Annotated in this window: 12 protein-coding genes and 1 tRNA gene; 5 read left to right on the forward strand and 8 right to left on the reverse strand. The window is 71.8% G+C overall.

The window, feature by feature from the left end; genetic code table 11:
* Positions 1–50: 50 nt before the first annotated feature.
* The 4 genes from nagZ to cspE all read left to right on the forward strand — a co-directional run bounded on the left by nagZ (position 51) and on the right by cspE (position 2,778).
* Entirely contained in the window at positions 51–1,052 is a 1,002-nt protein-coding gene (gene nagZ / locus WQ53_RS00585; protein ID WP_052629529.1) for a beta-N-acetylhexosaminidase, read from the forward strand.
* Positions 1,053–1,098: 46 nt separating this feature from the next.
* On the forward strand, positions 1,099–1,683 hold the full coding sequence (locus WQ53_RS00590) for a hypoxanthine-guanine phosphoribosyltransferase (protein ID WP_052629530.1): 585 nt from the start codon (positions 1,099–1,101) through the stop codon (positions 1,681–1,683).
* Positions 1,680–2,429, forward strand: coding sequence for an S-methyl-5'-thioinosine phosphorylase (locus tag WQ53_RS00595; protein WP_144409175.1), 750 nt, complete (start codon positions 1,680–1,682; stop codon positions 2,427–2,429). The genes WQ53_RS00590 and WQ53_RS00595 overlap by 4 nt, the downstream gene beginning before the upstream one ends.
* 142 nt (positions 2,430–2,571) lie before the next feature.
* The gene (cspE, locus tag WQ53_RS00600) at positions 2,572–2,778 is read left to right on the forward strand and encodes a transcription antiterminator/RNA stability regulator CspE (protein ID WP_052629532.1); all 207 of its coding nucleotides are present in this window, start codon (positions 2,572–2,574) and stop codon (positions 2,776–2,778) included.
* A gap of 173 nt (positions 2,779–2,951) precedes the next feature.
* Here cspE and WQ53_RS00605 read toward each other — a convergent pair whose 3' ends face one another.
* Complete coding sequence (locus tag WQ53_RS00605; protein ID WP_201774019.1) at positions 2,952–3,752, reverse strand: esterase/lipase family protein; 801 nt, start codon at positions 3,750–3,752, stop codon at positions 2,952–2,954.
* Positions 3,753–3,975: 223 nt separating this feature from the next.
* Here WQ53_RS00605 and WQ53_RS00610 point away from each other — a divergent pair, with 223 nt between their 5' ends.
* Complete coding sequence (locus tag WQ53_RS00610; protein WP_052629533.1) at positions 3,976–5,259, forward strand: alpha/beta hydrolase; 1,284 nt, start codon at positions 3,976–3,978, stop codon at positions 5,257–5,259.
* 51 nt (positions 5,260–5,310) lie between these two features.
* Here the strand turns inward: WQ53_RS00610 and WQ53_RS00615 are convergent, their stop codons facing one another.
* The 7 genes from WQ53_RS00615 to WQ53_RS00645 form a co-directional block, all read right to left on the reverse strand.
* Positions 5,311–10,284: an alpha-2-macroglobulin family protein gene (locus WQ53_RS00615; RefSeq protein ID WP_052629534.1), complete on the reverse strand. Its 4,974-nt coding sequence runs from the start codon at positions 10,282–10,284 to the stop codon at positions 5,311–5,313.
* Positions 10,285–10,595: 311 nt separating this feature from the next.
* Positions 10,596–12,107 (reverse strand): hybrid sensor histidine kinase/response regulator, encoded by a 1,512-nt coding sequence (locus WQ53_RS00620; RefSeq protein WP_052629535.1) that lies wholly within the window; start codon positions 12,105–12,107, stop codon positions 10,596–10,598.
* Between the two features lie 3 nt (positions 12,108–12,110).
* Complete coding sequence (locus WQ53_RS00625; protein WP_052629536.1) at positions 12,111–12,554, reverse strand: response regulator; 444 nt, start codon at positions 12,552–12,554, stop codon at positions 12,111–12,113.
* Positions 12,554–14,371, reverse strand: coding sequence for a sensor histidine kinase (locus WQ53_RS00630; protein ID WP_052629537.1), 1,818 nt, complete (start codon positions 14,369–14,371; stop codon positions 12,554–12,556). Before WQ53_RS00630 ends, WQ53_RS00625 begins: the two co-directional genes overlap by 1 nt.
* A 204-nt stretch (positions 14,372–14,575) precedes the next feature.
* Positions 14,576–14,650 (reverse strand) — tRNA-Val (locus WQ53_RS00635).
* A gap of 97 nt (positions 14,651–14,747) precedes the next feature.
* Positions 14,748–16,370, reverse strand: coding sequence for an FMN-binding glutamate synthase family protein (locus tag WQ53_RS00640; protein WP_052629538.1), 1,623 nt, complete (start codon positions 16,368–16,370; stop codon positions 14,748–14,750).
* 250 nt (positions 16,371–16,620) lie between these two features.
* Positions 16,621–17,913: a nucleotide sugar dehydrogenase gene (locus WQ53_RS00645; protein ID WP_052629539.1), complete on the reverse strand. Its 1,293-nt coding sequence runs from the start codon at positions 17,911–17,913 to the stop codon at positions 16,621–16,623.
* Between the last annotated feature and the right edge of the window lie 47 nt (positions 17,914–17,960).

Genomic DNA, 17,960 nt, shown 5'->3' on the forward strand with positions numbered 1-17,960 from the left:
TGCGACAATGCCCCGGCGCGCGGACCGCGCGCGATCCGGAGTTCCCACGCATGCTCGTGATCGGCGTCGCCGGCACCGAACTGACCGCGCAGGAGCGCGACTGGCTGCAGCACGACGCGGTGGCCGGGGTGATCCTGTTCCGGCGCAACTTCGCCTCGCGCGACCAGGTGGCCGAGCTGTCGGCCGCGATCCGCGCCGCCGCCCCGCGTCCGCAACTGGTCTGCGTGGACCAGGAAGGCGGCCGCGTGCAGCGTTTCCGCGACGGCTACAGCGAGCTGCCGCCGCTGCAGGGCTTCGACGCGATCTACCGCCGGGATCCGGCCGCCGCGCTGGCCCTGGCCGAGGAGCACGCCTGGCTGATGGCCAGCGAGATCCGCGCCAGCGGCGTGGACCTGAGCTTCGCCCCGGTGGTCGACCTGGCCCGCGGCAACCGCGCCATCGCCGACCGCGCCTTCAGCGACGACCCGCAGGTGGTGGCCGCGTTCACCCGCGCCTACGTGCGCGGCATGCACAGCGTCGGCATGGCCGCCACCCTCAAGCATTTCCCCGGCCACGGCACCGTGCTGGAGGACACCCACTTCGACGACGCGGTCGACCCGCGTCCGCTGGATGTGCTGCGCGCCGAGGACCTGGTCCCGTTCGCCGCCGGCATCGAGGCCGGCGCCGACGCGGTGATGATGGCGCACGTGGCCTACCCACAGGTCGCGCCGGAGCCGGCCGGCTACTCGCGGCGCTGGATCGAGGAGATCCTGCGCACCGAGATGGGTTTCCGCGGCGTGGTCTTTTCCGACGACATCGGCATGGCCGCCGCGTTCTCCGCCGGCGGGGTCAAGTCGCGGATCGACGCGCACCTGGACGCCGGCTGCGACGTGGTCCTGGTCTGCCATCCAGAGCTGGTCGCCGAATCGCTGCGCGCGGTCGAAGGCCGCCGGCTCAACACCGCCGCGCTCACCGGCCTGATCGGCCGCGGCGCGCTGGGCTGGGACGGGCTGCTGGCCGACGCCCGCTACGGCGGCGCGCAGTCGCGGCTGCCTCCCTCCTCGGCCGCCTGATCGCTGCGCGTATCCCCATCACACCCCTATCCGGTAGCCTCGCCCGATGTCCGACCTCCTGATCGCCGAAGTGCTCGAAAAATCCGACCTGCTGGTCGACCGCCCCGCCATCGACGCCGCCATCGCGAAGATGGCCGACGCCATCGCCCGCGACTACATCGGCGACGTGCCGCCGCACCGCCTCGGCGACAGCTTCGTGCCGGTGTTCCTGACCGTGATGCACGGCGCCCTGCCCTTCGCCGGGCAGCTGGCGCTGGAACTGGGCGCGCGCGGCCTGGACCTGCAGTTCGATTACCTGCACGCGACCCGCTACCGCGGCAACAACCAGGGCGGCGAACTGGTCTGGAAGCACCGTCCGGCGACCTCGCTGTACGGCCGCCGGGTGCTGATCGCCGACGACATCCTCGACGAGGGCCACACCCTGGCCGAGGTCGGCCGCTGGTGCATCGAACAGGGCGCCACCGACGTGCGCATCGCCGCGCTCACGGTCAAGGACCACGACCGCTGCGTCGACGGTGTGCGCGCCGACTACGTCGGCCTGCACCTGCCCGACCGCTACGTGTTCGGCTTCGGCATGGACTACTACGAGCAGGGCCGTAACCTGCCGGGCATCTACGCGCTGAAGGACTGAGCGGCATGGACATCGCCCTGGCCGTGATCGGCGGCACCGGCGTCTACCGCCTGGCAGCGCTCGAGGACGTGGAGGCGCGCCAGGTCGACACGCCGTACGGCGCGCCCTCCGGGCCGCTGCGGATCGGCCGGCTCGGCGGGACGCGGATCGCCTTCCTCGCACGCCACGGCGAAGGCCACGCGCTGCCGCCGCACCGGGTCAACTACCGCGCCAACCTGCATGCGCTCAAGCAGGCCGGCGCCACCCGCGTGCTGGCGCTCAACACCGTCGGCGGCATCACCGACGCCTACGGCCCGCGCGTGCTGGCCTGCCCCGACCAGCTGATCGACTACACCTGGGGCCGCGAATCGAGCTTCTGGGACGGCGAAGGCGAGGCCCTGCACGTCGATTTCGGCCATCCCTACAGCCCGATGTTCCGGCACAAGCTGCTGGCCGCCGCGCGGGTGACCGGCGTGCGCTTGGTCGATGGCGGCTGCTATGGCGCCACCCAGGGCCCGCGCCTGGAGACCAGCGCCGAGATCGCGCGCATGCGCCGCGACGGTTGCGACCTGGTCGGCATGACGGGTATGCCCGAGGCCGCGCTGGCCCGCGAACTGGGCCTGGACTACGCCTGCCTGGCGATCGTCGCCAACTGGGCCGCCGGCTGCGGCGACGCGCAAGAGATCACCCTGGCCGAGGTGCTGGACAACGTGGCCGCCGCCTCGGCCGGGCTGCCGGAGCTGGTCGCCGAGCTGGCGCGCGGCTGACCCGCGGTGTCAGGACGGTGTTAGCGGTAACGTTTGCAGCGGTTACCGCATCCGGCGATTGTCAGCCGGCTTCGGCCTTTGCATACTCCGCGGCGCGGCACCCCCTGCCGCATTCCGTCAATCGCAAGGACTACGCAGCATCATGGCCAACGGTACCGTCAAGTGGTTCAACGACGCCAAGGGATTCGGCTTCATCTCGCCGGAAGATGGCAGCGCGGATGTGTTCGCACATTTTTCCGCGATCAACTCCAAGGGCTTCCGCTCCCTCCGGGAAGGACAGCGGGTGAGCTACGAGGTGACCCAGGGCCCGAAGGGCGCGCAGGCATCCAACATCACTCCGCTCGACTGATCCGGCAGGAACGGTCGTGACCGGAAACCCCGCCGCGAGGCGGGGTTTTTTTGTTCCTCGCCCGTGCCGGCAGAATGCGTCCTTGCAGGGGCGGGCATGACCGCGCCCCCGGGCGCCAGGATCACGGCGGCGTCGCCTGTGCCGACGGCGTCGTGTCGCGGTCATGCCCGCTCCTACAACCCCGGCTCTTCGTGCAGGAATGCGCCGTAGCGCAGGAACTGCAGCGTCTGGCCGATGACCACGTCGTTGAGCACCATGAAGGTGTGGTTGACCGGCAGCACCATGAAGTCGCTCATGCCCTCGACCCTGGCTCGCTCGACCGACACCTTGCCGTCGTTCTCGCCGGGGATGCGCGTGGCCATCACGCTGTCGATCGCGGTCTGCTCGTTGCCGGTGATGATCCCCAGCGGGAACGCCACCGGCCCCAGCCGGGCGGCGATGCCCTGCGGCCCCGTCACCAGTTGCGCGCCCGCCGGGCCGTTGACCCGGTCGTAGAAGGCCGTGCCGACCAGCGCGTCAGCCACCTCGCTGCCCTGGTTGGGCGGAGCGAGCATCACCGCACGCCCCAGTCCTTCCACCTCGCGCTCCGACAGGTAGTAGCGCAGCAGCAGGCCGCCCATGGAGTGGGTGACGAAGTGGACGGTGTGCGCGCCGGCGGCGCGGCATTCGCGCACGCCTTCGGGGATCGCCGCGCGCGCCGAGGCCTCGATCGTCTGGCTCTGCGAGGGATAGTCGATGCTGGCGGTGGCGTAGCCGGCCGCGCGCAGCGCCGACTCGATCCGGCCCATCGAGCGGTGGGTGCGACCCAGTCCATGCAGCAGGACCACGCATTGCCCTTCGACCGGCGCCAGTTCCGGTTCCGGCACCGTGGCGGCAGTCGCCGGCATGCCTGCGAGGGCGCCCAGCCACAGCAGCGGCAGCAACGCCATGCGGCCGGTGCCGCGCCGCGTCTGCCGTTCGACCCTCCGTTCCATCCGGCCCGTTTCCCCGTCGTTCGCTCCGGCGCGACCGGAGCGGGCATTGTTGCGTGCCTCGGCAATATACCGTCCGGACGCCGCCGGCCAGGCGCCCCGCGAGGTTCCGCTCGCGCATGGGCTCTGTTACAACTGGCCGCGTCGGGGAAGCCGCCGTGTCGCCTCGGGGAAAATCGGCGGACCGGGGCGGCGAAGATCCCCGCGCACGCCACGCGAGGTTGCGATGATCCGATTGCTTGTCTGCCTGGCCACCCTGCTCGCGCTGACCGCCTGCCAGCCACCGGTGCGGCTGATGCCGGCGCCGGCGATCTTCCTCAACGAACACAACCTGTTCGCGGCCAATGCCAACCTGGACAGGAGCGCCGAGATCCAGGTGTTCTACGCCACCAACCGGCTGGCGTTCGGCCCCTCCGGCGCGCCGGCCTACACCGTCTTCCCCGGCAACGACCTGCACCTGGGCGTGGCCACCCTGGACATCGGCGGCGGCGGGCGCAGCTGGGACTGGCTGTACGAACAGTCCACCCAGGCCTCCGCCGAGCGGCGGCCGCAGTTGCTGGTCAACTCGATGGACCGCAAGGCCTCGGTCGCCGTCGGCAGCCGCGAGGACGCACCGGGCGAGGAGGCGCTGGCCTTCTTCCGCCAGATCGACCAGGCGCTGGCCGGCAGCGCCGACCCGGACCTGACCATCTACGTGCACGGCGCCAACACCAGCGTCGGCCGCGCCACCGCGCAGGCCGCGCAGTACCGCCACTTCACCGGGCGCAACTCGGTGGTGCTGTCGTTCCTGTGGCCGTCGGCCGAGAACTTCATGCGCTTCTCGCACGACGTGTCCAAGGCCGGCCAGACCGCGCCGGCCTTCGCCCAGCTGGTGCGCATGCTGGCCCAGCACACCCGCGCCCGGCACATCAACGTGATCGCCTACAGTTCCGGGGCCATGGTCGCGTCGCCGGGGCTGGCGATCCTGGGCACGCCGGCGGAGGGCTACGACCCGGCGTCGGTGCGGCTGGGCGAGGTCTATTTCCCCGCGCCGGACGCCGACTTCCGCCAGTTCGTCAGCGAACTGCAGGTCTACCACGGCTACCCGCGGCGGGTGACGGTGACGGTGAACATGCACGACTCGGTGCTGGTGCTGTCGCGCGTGCACCAGCGCGGCTCGCGCGCCGGCCGGCCCGATCCCACCGAGCTGTCCCCCGAGGACGCGCAGTGGATGGTCGAAGCCTCCCGGCGGCTGGACTTCGACCTGCTCTCCGCGCGCGCGGCCGACCTGCCGGGCATGGAGCGGCGCTCGCACATCTTCTGGTACGACCATCCCTGGGTCAGCAGCGACGTGCTGCTGAAGATGCTGTTCCACTTCGCCCCCGAGGAACGCGGGCTGCAGCGCAACCTGACCGCCGACGACCTCGAGTACTGGACGTTCCCGGAAGACTACGAGGCGCGCCTGGACGCGGTCATGGACGAACTGGTGCAGGCCGCCGCCGCGCAGCGCGGGGAAACCTCCACCCAGTGAGGCGGCGCGCGCGCGGACCGGACGCGTCCGGCATCGCGCACGCCGCGCCGCTCAGGGCGGCGTCACCGTGACCTGGGCCGGCCGCGCCACGCCGGTGCCGCGCAGGGTCGGCTGGTACATGTCCTCGGCCTGCGGCGGCGGCACCGTGTAGGTGCCCGGGGTGACCGCGCGCACCAGGTAGTACAGCCGCGCGGTGCCACCGCGCTCCAGCGCCAGGGCCGCCACGTAGCGGTCGTCGCGGTATTCCTCGTGGCGCAGCTCGGCCTGGCCGGCGCGGTCGGACAGCGCCACGCCCTCGATGCTGACCCCGTCCCACTGCGCGGCGTCGCCCAGGTTGAGGTTTTCCGCCTCCAGGCCCGCCGGCAGCAGGTCGGTGACCAGGGCATCGGGCATCCGCTCCTGGGCCTGCAGCGTCAGCCGCACCACCAGCACCTGCCCCTCCTTCAGCGTGCCGCCCTTCCACGGGCTGCCGTCAGGCATGAACCAGTCGCGGACGATGCCGACCCGGCGCCGGTCCTCGGCCGGCGGCTGCCGCGGGATGCCGGCGATCTCGATGCTCGCGTAGTACGGACCGCCCTCGGGTTCGAAGCGCAGGCCGCGGGCCAGGGCCGCATGGTCGAGGCTGCGCGCGACGCTGGAGGCCGGTTCCAGTGCCTGCGCCTGGCCGCCGGCCAGCACGCGCCCGGCGACCTGGCGTCCGCCGCCGGCCTCCAGCGCCTTGCCCAGCCGCGCCAGCGCCATCTGCTCCTGGGTGCTGAGCCACAGCCGGCCGGCCTCGTCGCGGCGCGCCTGCAGCGCACGGGCCAGCTCGACCGAGCGCGCGTCGTACCCCGCCTCGGCGCGGTCGCGCTCGTGCAGCAACGCGACCATCAGCGCGTCGTCGCGGATCCGGCTGCCGTAGTCGCCCAGCCAGGCCGGGCGCTGGTCCGGGTCGCGGGCGAAGCCGTCGGCGATCGCCGCCGCGCCGCGCCTGCCGTCGCCCTGCAGCGCCAGCGCCAGGCCCAGCTGCACCAGCGGCAGGCCGGTCAGGCCGGCGTCCTTCTCCTGGTCGTAGAGCGCACGCAGCGTGCCCAGCGGCGCGCGGTTGACCCGCGCCAGCACGTAGCCGGCATAGGCGCGGTTGGCGAAGCGCAGGTGCTCGCGGTGCTCGCGCCCGTAGAACTGCGCGCCGCCGGACAGCAGGTCCTCCGACAGCCGGTCCAGCGCCTTCTGCAGCACGCCGTCGGGCACGGCGAAGCCGGCCTCGCGCGCGTCGAGCAGGAAGTCGGCGATGTAGGGCGTCAGCGCCGGCTCGGGGCCGCCGTCACCGCCCCACAGCGAGAAGTGCCCACTGGGCGTCTGCATCGCCGCCAGCCGGCCGAACGCACCCTCCAGGCGCGCGCGGCGCGCCGCCGGCTCCAGGCCGGGCACGCCGAGCCGGGCCGCGGTCTGCGCATCCATCACCAGCGCCGCGTAGCCCTTGCTGGTGGTCTGTTCGGCGCAACCGTAGGGGTAGTCGAGCAGGCCCTGCAGGGCGCTGGCGAACGGGATCGGCGGCGAGGCGGTGATCCGCAGGCGCGCGTCCACGGTGTCGGCGATCAGGCCTTCGGCCAGTGCCGCGTCCAGCACCAGCGGCGCGCCGTCCTCCAGCACCCGCGTCTGCGTGCGCAGCACCGCCGGCCAGGCCGCGCGCACCGGCAGCTCGTAGCGGCGGTCCACCGCGTAACCGCCGCCGTCCACGCGTACTCGCACCTGGGCCACCGTGTGGCCGGGCTGGGCCAGCAACGGGAACTCGAGCGTGGCCTTGGCCCCGTCCTCCAGGCGCAACCGGCGCCGGCCCTCGGCCACCGCCAGCGGGCCCTCGCCGTCCACCCGCACCTCGAACTCGCCGGCCTTGCCGCTGAAGTTCTGCACGTCCAGGGCGACCGTGCCGCGGTCACCCGGTGCCATCACCCGCGGCATGCCGGCCTCGGCCACCACCGGCGCGCGTACCAGCACCTCGGCGTCGCGCTTGCCGTAGCGGTCGTCGGCGTAGACCAGCGCCGACACCCGCAGGGTGCCGTTGAAGTCCGGCAGCAGCAGCTGCAGCCGCGCGTTGCCCTGCGCGTCCAGCGCCACCGGCCCGGAGAACAGGTCCACGGTCTGCACCCGCGCGGTCGGGCGCCGCGCCTGCGGCAGCGCGTCCAGTGCCATGTCGCCGCCGAAGCGCTGGCGCGCGCTGCCGCCGGCGAAGCTCTCGATCACTCGCCCGTAGACGTCGTAGGCGTCGGTGGCCAGGCGCCGCTGGGCGAAGAAGTGCGCGTTGGCGTCGGGCACCGGGAAGCGGGTGATGTTGAGGATGCCCACGTCCACCGCCGAGACGGTGACGTGCGCCTGCCGGCCCGCCAGCTGCGGCACGCTGACCGTGACCGGCAGGTCCTGCTGCGGGCGCGTCTGCGCCGGCACCTTCAGCCCGACCGCCACCCGCCGGTCGTCGCGCCGCATCGGCACGTGGGCCACGCCGACCGCACGCGCCGGAGTCACCTGGCTGCTCGCCGAACCGCCGCGTAGCACCAGCGCGGTGAGGTAGACGTCGTGCCGCTCCCAGTCCTCGGTCACCGGGATCTCGAAGGTGCCGGCGGCCTTGCCATCCTTGCCCCTCAATTCGATCTCCTGCACGTACAGCAGGCGGTCGCTCTCCACCAGCAGCACGCCGCGGCCGGCGTGCGGCGGGGTCACGGTGACCTTGAGCGTGTCGCCGGCGCGGTAACCGGTGCGGTCCAGCGCCAGCTTGACCTTGTCCGGGCGCGCGTCGGGACCGCGGTTGTCGTCGCCCCAGCTCCAGCCGGCGCGGAACGGATAGCGCATGGTCAGACCGGTGGCCGGGTCGAGCACGTCGATGCGGTACTCGCCCCACTCCACCGGGAAGTCGAAGCGGGCCGCGGTGGCGGTCGCGTCGAGGGTGCGCGTGTCCACGTTCTCGAAGCGGCGGGTGAAGTCGTAGTCCCAGCCGCCGTCGTCCTGGTAGCGCCAGTGGTAGTCGCGCCGTTCGCGCACCAGGGTGACCCGGAGCCCGCTGGCCGGCTGCGGCCGGCCCTGCGCGTCCACGCGCACCAGCTCGAAGCGCGCGTTGGCATTGGCGTCGGCACCGTCGGCCTCGTCGAACAGCGGGCGCACGCCGACCAGTGCCGGCGCCGGCCACAGCAAGCGCTGCAGGCTGCGGTTGACCGGGCGGCCGCCGCTTTCGTGGACGCTGCCGGCGATGGTGACCGTCACCGGGGTCTTCGCCTTGGCGGCCTCCTCCGGCAACGCCAGCGCGGCCTCGATCCGGCCCTGCGGATCAAGTTCGACGTCGAGCACGTCACGCGGGGCGGTCGGCAACTCCACGGTCGGATCGCCGAAGGCGTAGCCGGGCAGGCCCTCGACCGGCCGCCGCGCCACCGCCAGCGACATCGTCGCGGTGAAGCGGTTGCCGGCGGCCGGCGCGCCGTAGAGGTAGGCAGCGTCGGCCTGCAGCTGCAGCGGCTCGCCGGGCTCGAGCGTGTCCTGCGCCTTCGGCGCCGACAGGTCCAGCTTCAGCCGCTCCGGCAGGAACTCCTCGATCCGCAGCGCCATGCCCTGCACCGCGTCCTTGCCGGCCGGATCGGTGCGGAACTCGACCTGCCAGCGCCCGGTCGGCGCGTCGGCCGGGATCGCCTGCTCGAACGCGTAGTAGCCCTGCGCGCCGGCCTCCAGCCGGGTCTCGCGGAACACGCGCCCATCAGGCTGCTTCAGCCGCAGGAACAGTGGCTGCGCCGCGCCGCCCGTGCCGGACGCCGCCGGCGCCGGCAGGCGGCGGCCGTCGCCGTCGCGCAGCAGCGCCGAGATGCGCACGGTCTCGCCCGGCCGGTACAGGTCGCGCCCGGACCAGGCGAACACGTCGAAGCCGGCCTGGCTGCGGCCGCCGACCGCGAACTCGGACAGGTCCAGCGCCGGCTGGTTGAACGGCAGCAGCGACACGTCCTTGCCGCGCCGCGCCACCAGCACCTGGCCGGCATCCAGCCGGTAGTCGAGCAGCGCGTTGCCGTTGCCGTCGCTGGCCGACTTCAGCAGCGCCTCGCCCCTGGCGTCGAGCACGCGCAGTTCCACGCCCTTCAGCGGCGCGCCGTCGTGCAGCGACGCGGTGTGCACGTACAGGGTGTCGCGGTAGGCGCGCGCGTGCAGGCCGATGTCGCTGACGGTGAAGAACGCGGTGTCGTACTGGTCGGAGAACTGGCCGACCCGGCGCAGTACCGCGAAGTACAGCCCCGGCTGCTGCAGTTCGGCGATCTCCTGCAGCGGCAGGTAGTTGAGCACCCGTTCGTTGCGCGCGCCGCCGAGGATGAAGCGGCTGAGGTAGACCGACTCGGCCAGGTCGCGCAGCGGGGTATTGTCGCCATAGTTGCGGTCCAGTTCCCAGCCGCCGCGGCGGCCGCCTCGCTGGAACTGGGCGAAGAAGCGCGGCAGCTCCGATTCGCGCACGCGCAGGAACTCGACGTCCACCTCCGGCACGTTGACCGAGACCACCGGCAGGCCGCGGCTGTCGCGCGCCGGCAACACGCTGCCCTGCGAGGCGAAACCCACCACCGGGTCCAGCTCGCCGGTATGCACGGTCTTCTTCAGCGGTGCATCGAGGCGGCTGCCGTCGGCCGCGAGCAGGCCCGCGGCCACGGTCACGGTGTAGTCGCGTGCCGGTTCCACGAAGGGATAGCGCAGGGTCCTGCCGTCGTCCGCCAGCGACCAGCCGCTGCCATCGCTGCCGGCCGGTTCCACGGTGAGCAGGCGGTCGAAGTCCTGGGTGCCGACCAGCGGCCGCGAGAACTCAAGGGCCAGGGCCAGGCGGCCTTCGTGCTGGTCGGGCCAGGCGCGGACCAGGCCGAAACCGGCCACTTCCTCGCGCTGGGCCTGGAGCTTCTCACCGGCGACCTGGGGCAGCTGCCCGCCCGGGTCGCGGCGGCAGCCGGACGCCAGCAGCACCAGCAACGCCAGCAACAGCAGCCCGGTCCCGGGCCATCCTGCCCTGCGCCCGCCGATCGCTGTCCGCATCATGCGCCGCCTCCTTGTGGATGGGCGAAGTATAGGCGGACGGGATGGCGTGACGAGGCGCGATGCAGGTGGCAGGAGTCGGCATCCGGACGGCGGCAGCGCCACGGGACCACGTCGCAGTCGCAGCTGTTGTAGGAGCCGGGTTCAGCCGGCGACACGACGCCCTGGCACAGGCGACTCCCTCGTATTCCCGACGCCCGTGTCGCCGGCTGAACCCGGCTCCTACAAAAAGCCGGTGCTACGCGTCTGGCTGTCACGGAACGACACGCGGGGGTGGAACCCGATCGCTGTTGGAGAAGGCCCTGTGGGAAACGTTATGCGCGGCTGGACAGCGCGTCGGCGACCGCTTCGAACAGGCGATGCATGTCCAGCGGCCGGTACATGCGGCGCAGCGGCATCGCCGCCGGCACCCGCGCCGGATCGAAGCTGGCCTCCTCGTCCTCGATCAGGATCGCCGGGCCTTCGTAGCCGGACTCGTGCATGGTCGACAGCAGCACTTCCGGCGGGAACAACTCGATGCCGCTGTCGACCACGACCAGGTCGACCGCACCGGACTCGGCCCAGCGCCGCAGCGCCGCAACGCCGTCCGGTGCCGGCTCGGGCCGGTAGCCCTGGCTGGCCAGGGCATTGGTCATCAGCGACAGGCGCGAGCCCTCGCGGAACACCAGCAGGATGTGCTCGCCCTGCCCGGCCATCAAAGGCGCGGCTTCCTCGGCCTCTGCCCCGGCCTCGTCCGCCGGTGCCGGCAGCCACACGTCGAAACGGGTGCCTTCGCCCGGCGTGCTGGCCACCGCGATGCGCCCGCCGAGGCCGTCGACGATGCGCTTGCACGAGACCAGGCCCAGCCCGGTACCGCTGGACTTGGTGGTGAAGAACGGAATGAACAGCTGCTCCAGCGTCTGCGCGTCCATGCCGTCGCCGGTGTCGATCACCACCAGGCGCACGCCGCCGTCGGCCTCCTCCGCGGCCAGTTCCAGGCGCCCCCCGCCGGGCATGGCCTGGATCGCGTTGAGGCACAGGTTGAGCAGGCACTGCTGCAGCTCGGTGTAGTTGCCCTCCAGCGTCAGCGCCGGGTCGGACAGCCGCACTTCCAGTTCGACCTGGCGCGGCAGGCTGCCCTTGAGCAGCAACTGCACCGCGTGGAACAGGTCGGACAGCTGGATCCGCTCGCTGGCGCGGCGCGAACCGCGCACGAACGACAACATCGACTCGGCCATCTCGTGGCCGCGGCGGCCGCACTCGGCCACCACCTTGGCCAGCTGGTGCAGCCGCGGGTCCTCGCTGCGCTGGGCGATCAGCTCGGGCACGATAAGCAACGGCTGCAGGATGTTGCGCAGGTCGTGGCTGAGCCCGGCGGCCAGCAGCGACAGGCTTTCCAGCCGCTGGCTGCGCATCAGCTCGGCCTCGGCGCGGGCGCGCTCGGCCTCGGTGCGCGCCTCGCGCAGGGCGCGGTCCACCGCCACGGGCAGGCGCGCGTTGCTGTGCTTGAGGATGTAGTCGCTGGCGCCCTCGTGCAGCGCCTGCACCGCCACGTCCTCGCCGATGGTGCCGGAGACGAAGATGAAGGGCAGCCCCGGCGCGTGCTCGCGCACGATGCGCAGCGCGTCGTGCCCGGAGAACCCCGGCATCGCCAGGTCCGACAGGACGATGTCGGGATGGAAAGACGCCAGCGCTTCGCGCAGGCCCGGCTCGTCGTCCACCCGCAGGAAGTCGGCGGCCAGGCCGGCGTCCTCCAGTTGCATGCGCAGCAGCTCGGCGTCCTCCGGCGAATCCTCGACGAACAGGACCCGGAACCGCGTCTCCCTGCTGATCGCCCGCAGTGGCATCGCTCAGCCTTCGCCGTTCGGCGTCGCGTTGATCACCGCCCAGAACTTGCCCAGGGTCTTGACCGCGCCGAAGAACTGCTCGACGTCCACCGGCTTGACCACGTAGGCGTTCACGCCCAGGTCCCAGCTGCGGGCCAGGTCGCTTTCCTCGCGCGAGGACGACAGGATCACCACCGGCAGCCGGCGCAGCTTCTCGCTGGCACGGATCCGCTGCAGCACCTCCAGCCCGTCCATGCGCGGCATCTTGATGTCCAGCAGCAGCACCGCCGGCTCCTCGTCCGGGCGGTCGGCGTAGCGGCCGCGGCGCTCCAGGTAGTCCAGCGCCTCCACGCCATCCTCGACGTGGACGATGGGATTGGCCAGGTTGGCCTCGCGCAGGGCGTCGATCGCCATCTCGGCGTCGGCGGGACTGTCTTCGGCCAGCAGGATGGTGCGGATCGCGCTCATCATGTAGGGGACTCCATGGTGGAAATCGCGTCCTGCCCGGGCAGGACGAAATGGAAGGTGGCGCCCTGGTCGGGCGCCGATTCGGCCCAGACCCGGCCGCCGTGGCGTGTCACCACCCGGCGCACGCTGGCCAGGCCGATGCCGGTGCCCGGATAGTCGCTGGCCTTGTGCAGGCGCTGGAACACGCCGAACAGCTTGCCGGCGTATTCCATGTCGAAGCCCACGCCGTTGTCGCGGACACTGAAGTGGTGCCCGCCCTCCGGCGTCGGCTCCACGGCGACCTCGATCACCGCCGGCTCGCGCCGCGCCGAGTACTTGACCGCGTTGCCCAGCAGGTTCAACCACAGCTGCCGCATCATGTTCTCGTCGGCGACCACGATCGGCAAGGGCGCGATGCGCCATTCGATCCGGTGCGCGGCCAGCCCCTCCTCCGCGTCCGCCTGGCGGTTGGCGTCCAGCACCGCGCGCGTCTCCTGGACCAGCGACTGCATGTCCACGGCCTGCAGCTTCATCGCGTTGCGGCCCAGGCGCGAGTACACCAGCAGGTCGTCGATCAGGCTGGACATCCGCCGGGCGGAGTTGCCGATCACATCGAGATAGTGCTTCCCCTTGTCGTCGAGCCCGTCTCCCAGGTGCCGCCCGAGCTTGTCGGCAAATCCTGCCACATGGCGCAGGGGCGCACGCAGGTCGTGGGAGACCGAATAGCTGAACGCTTCAAGTTCGCGGTTGACCTCGGTCACCTGCTCGATCTTGCCCTCCAGCTGCCGGTTGAGGGCGCCGATCCGCTGCTGGGCAGCCTTCTGCGCGCTGATGTCGCTGACCGTCATCAGCACCACGTCGTCGTCGCGGTCCGGCAGCTGCATGCGCCGGGCGTTGAGCAGCATGGTCCGGGTCACGCCGTCGGCGGTGCGCTGCACGTGCTCGAAGTCCCACAGCTCGCGGCCGCGGCCGACCACCTCGGCCAGGCGCTGGCGGATCACCGTGTCGCGCCAGGCACCGTGGCCGACGTCCTCGAGCGGGCCGTGGCGGACGTCCCCCGCCTCGTCGGCGTACAGCTCGGCGAAGGCCGCGTTGTGCATCAGCACGCGCTGTTCGCGGTCGAGCAGCACGATCGGCTCGCGCACCGTCTGCACCATCGCCAGCGCGCGCTCGCTGGCCAGGCGCAGCCCGGTCTCCGAGGCGATGCGGCGCTGCTCCATCCGGTACAGCAGGTAGATCACGCCACCCATCAGCGCCAGCTGTCCCAGCACCGCGGCCAGGCTCAGCAAGCGCACGCGGCGGCGCTGGGTCTCGGCATAGGCCTGGCGCTCGCTGAGCAGGGCCTGCTCGTTGCTGAGGAAGTCGTCGAACAGCTGGCGGACCTGGTAGCGCCCGTACAGCTCGTCGACCAGGTCCAGCCGTTCGGCCGCGGTCGTGCCCAGCGACAACCGGCGGGCCACGTCCACCCGGCGCAGGATCAGGCTCTGCAGGCGGCCGACCAGCACCTGCTGCTCGGGGTTGTCGCGGGTGAGCTCGGTCAGGCGCCGCACCTGCGGGTCGATCTGCGCGATCGAATTCTCCAGCCGCTGGCGCAGGTTGGTATTCACGCTGCCGGTGCCCAGCGCCAGGCCGAGCGAATCGGTCTCGCGGATCAGCGCCTCCAGCGCGTACGCGGCCGCCGCCACCTCGTGGGTATGGCTCACCTGGCGGTGCGCGTCGGTGCTGTAGTTGGACCACTGCCGGACCAGCAGGTACGGGACCAGCAGGATCAGCACCACCGCCGAGATCAGCAGCGGCAGGCGCCAGCGGACATAGGAAGTGGTGACGCTGTCCTGCAAGGATCGGCCTCCCCTGTTCGGGCCGCCGCGCGGCCTGATCGCCGATCATGCCTGCTGGCACCGGCGTTTGTTAAGCCTGCTGCCGGCGGGAGGTGTGAAGGCGTCGGCGCGGGTTCCGCCGAGCGCCGAAAACGCGAAAGGCCGGGGTGAGCCGGCCTTTGGCAGCGATCGGCGCGTGGCCGGTCCCTGGGGATGCTGGAGATCTGGTGGGCGGTACAGGGATCGAACCTGTGACCCTTGCCGTGTGAAGGCAATGCTCTACCGCTGAGCTAACCGCCCGAAAACTTGGTGCTTCCGCACGGGTGATGCGGGGTGCGCATGTTAAAGCCGCGTGGCGATCCGGTCAACGCCGGCCCCCGCCTGTGGGCCCGCCGGTTCAGCAGGCCTTGCTGCGGCGCAGGGCGTCGACCCGGGCCGGCGGCTGGAACGCATCGCTGCGCGCCTCGGACCAGAAATCGTGGAAAACGGCGTGGTCGGGGATGCCCTCCAGCAGCTCGCCGCAGCGCAGGTAGCGGTACAGCGCGGCCAGCGAGCGGATCTCCACCGGCGACACCCGGCGCAGGATGTGCTCCGGCCCCAGGTCCGACGGATGCTCCAGCCCGGCCGCGCACAGCAGGTCGCGCAGCGCGTGCAGGGTGTTGTCGTGGAACCGGTGCACGCGGGTGGCCTTGTCGGCCGGGTCCAGATGCCGCCAGCGGTGCGGGTCCTGGGTCGCGATCCCGGTCGGGCAGCGGTCGGTGTGGCAGCTCATCGACTGGATGCAGCCGAGCGCGAACATGTAGCCGCGCGCGGCGTTGCACCAGTCCGCGCCCAGGGCCAAGGTGCGGGCGATGTCGAAGGCGCTGGTGATCTTGCCGGCCGCCGCGACCCGCACCCGGTCGCGCAGGTCCAGCCCGACCAGGGTGTTGTGCACCAGCAGCAGCGCCTCGTGCATCGGTACGCCGATGTGGTCGATGAACTCGGCCGGCGCCGCGCCGGTGCCGCCTTCGGCGCCATCGACCACGATGAAGTCCGGCAACACTCCGCTCTCGCGCATCGCCTTGGCAATGCCGAACCACTCCCAGGGATGGCCGATCGCCAGCTTGAAGCCGACCGGTTTCCCGCCCGACAGTTCGCGCAGCCGGGCCACGAACTCCAGCAGTCCCAGCGGGCTGTCGAAGGCCGAATGCCGCGAAGGCGACACGCAGTCGATGCCGATCGGCACGCCGCGGGTGGCGGCGATCTCGGCACTGACCTTGGCCGCCGGCAGCACGCCGCCATGGCCGGGCTTGGCTCCCTGAGAGAGCTTGACCTCGATCATCCGCACCTGCGGCCGCGCGGCCCGCTCGGCGAAGCGCGCCGGATCGAAGCGCCCGTGCGCGTCGCGGCAGCCGAAGTAGCCCGAGCCGATTTCCCAGACCAGGTCGCCGCCGTGCTCCAGGTGATAGGACGAAATCGAACCTTCGCCGGTGTCGTGGTAGAAGCCGCCGCGGCGGGCGCCCTCGTTGAGCGCGCGCACCGCGTTGGCGGACAGCGAGCCGAAGCTCATCGCCGAGATGTTGAACACGCTGGCCGAATATGGCTGCGCGGTTTCCGGCCCGACCAGGATGCGGAAATCGTGGCTGGCGATCTGGGTCGGCGCCAGCGAATGGTTGATCCACTCGTAGTCCACCGCGTAGGCGTCCTGCAGCGAACCGAACGGGACCACGTCCATTACGCCCTTGGCGCGGCGATAGACCAGCGCGCGCTGCTGCCGCGAGAACGGTGCCTCGGCGGTATCGCTCTCGATGAAGTACTGGCGGATTTCCGGACCCACCGACTCCAGCCCGTAGCGGAAGTGGGCCAGGATCGGATAGTTGCGGCGCAGCGTGGCGCGGGTCTGCAGCAGGTCCCAGGTGCCCAGCAGCATCAGCACGCCGCCGATGCCAGCGCCCCACCACCAGCCGGGCCAGCGCAGCGCCAGCGCCAGCGACACCAGCAACAGCACCCAGCTGGCGGCGTACGCCGAGTAGCGGATCATCCCATGCTCCCTGCGGAACGGATGTGGGCCAGTCTAGCCGCGGACGACATGGGTAGGCGCGTGGACAACGTCGACAGGTGCGTGAATGGCGCCAATGAGGCCGGCCCGTCGTCCCGGCGAACGGCGGGACCCAGTGCCTTCGATTTCTCAGCCAGGCACAACGTCATGGCAGAGCATGAGTCGCTGGGCCCCGGCGTTCGCCGGGACGACGGAGATGGGGGAGCCAACAGACGCGGCGCGGCAGCGGTGGCTACAGGCGGTCGTCCACCGCCTCGCGCGGCCACACCGACTTGACGTCGTATACCGCCGCGCCCGGCCGGCCCAGCGCGCGCACCTGCCCGGCGTCGTAGCCGCGGTACTCGTCGTGGGCCACCGCCAGCACCACCGCGTCGTAGCGGCCGGCCTCCGGCTCGCTGCGCAGCGCCACGCCCTGCCGCGCGACCTCCTCCGCATCGGCCCACGGATCGCAGGCCTCCACCCGGGCGCCGGCCTCGGCCAGCTGCCGGGCCAGGTCCAGCGCACGGCTGTTTCGCAGGTCCGGGCAGTTCTCCTTGAAGGTCACGCCCAGCACCAGCACCCGTGCGTCCGCCGGGACCACGCCGCGCTCGCGCAGCATCGCCAGCACGCGGTCGGCCACGTGCGTGCCGACCCGCTCGTTCACTTCGCGCGCGGTATGGATCAGCTCGGGGTGGTAGCCCACGCTCTCGGACTTGTGCAGCAGGTAGTACGGGTCCACGCCGATGCAGTGGCCACCGACCAGGCCCGGGCGGAACGGCAGGAAGTTCCACTTGGTGCCGGCCGCCTCGAGCACGTCGGCGGTGTCGATGCCCAGGCGGTCGAATACAAGCGCCAGTTCGTTGACCAGGGCGATGTTGACGTCGCGCTGGATGTTCTCGACCACCTTGGCCGCCTCGGCCACGCGGATCGACGGCGCGGCGTAGGTGCCGGCGGCGATCACCGGCCGGTACAGCGCGTCCACCGCCGCTGCCACCCCGGGGGTCGAGCCGGAAGTGATCTTGCGGATGTCGGCCAGGCGCCGCTGGCGGTCGCCGGGACTGACCCGCTCGGGGCTGTAGCCGCAGCTGAAATCGGCGTTGAAGCGCAGGCCCGAGCCCCGCTCCAGGATCGGCACGCAGATCTCCTCGGTCGTGCCGGGATAGACCGTGGACTCGTAGATCACCAGCGCGCCGCGCCGCAACGCGGCGGCGACCAGTTCGCTGGCCCCGCGCAGCGGCTCCAGGTCGGGCTGGTACGAAGCGTCGATAGGCGTGGGTACCGCGACGATGAAGATGTCGCAGCCGGCCAGCGCGGCCGGGTTGCTGTCGAAGCGCAGCCGGGTCGCCGCGCGGATCTCCTCCGGCTCCAGTTCCAGGGTGCGGTCGACGCCCCCGCGCAACTCCTGCACCCGGCCCGCATCGATGTCGAAGCCCAGCACCTCGCGCTGCGCGCCGAAGGCCACCGCCAGCGGCAGGCCCACGTAGCCCAGGCCGATCACGGCGATGCGGGCGTCGGCGGGCGGCAGCGGCACTGAAGGTTCGGACATGGAGCTCCTGTCTGGTTGTGCAAGTAGGCACCAGGTAGGCACCGGAC

The organism is Pseudoxanthomonas suwonensis (assembly GCF_000972865.1).
GTDB lineage: Bacteria > Pseudomonadota > Gammaproteobacteria > Xanthomonadales > Xanthomonadaceae > Pseudoxanthomonas > Pseudoxanthomonas suwonensis_B.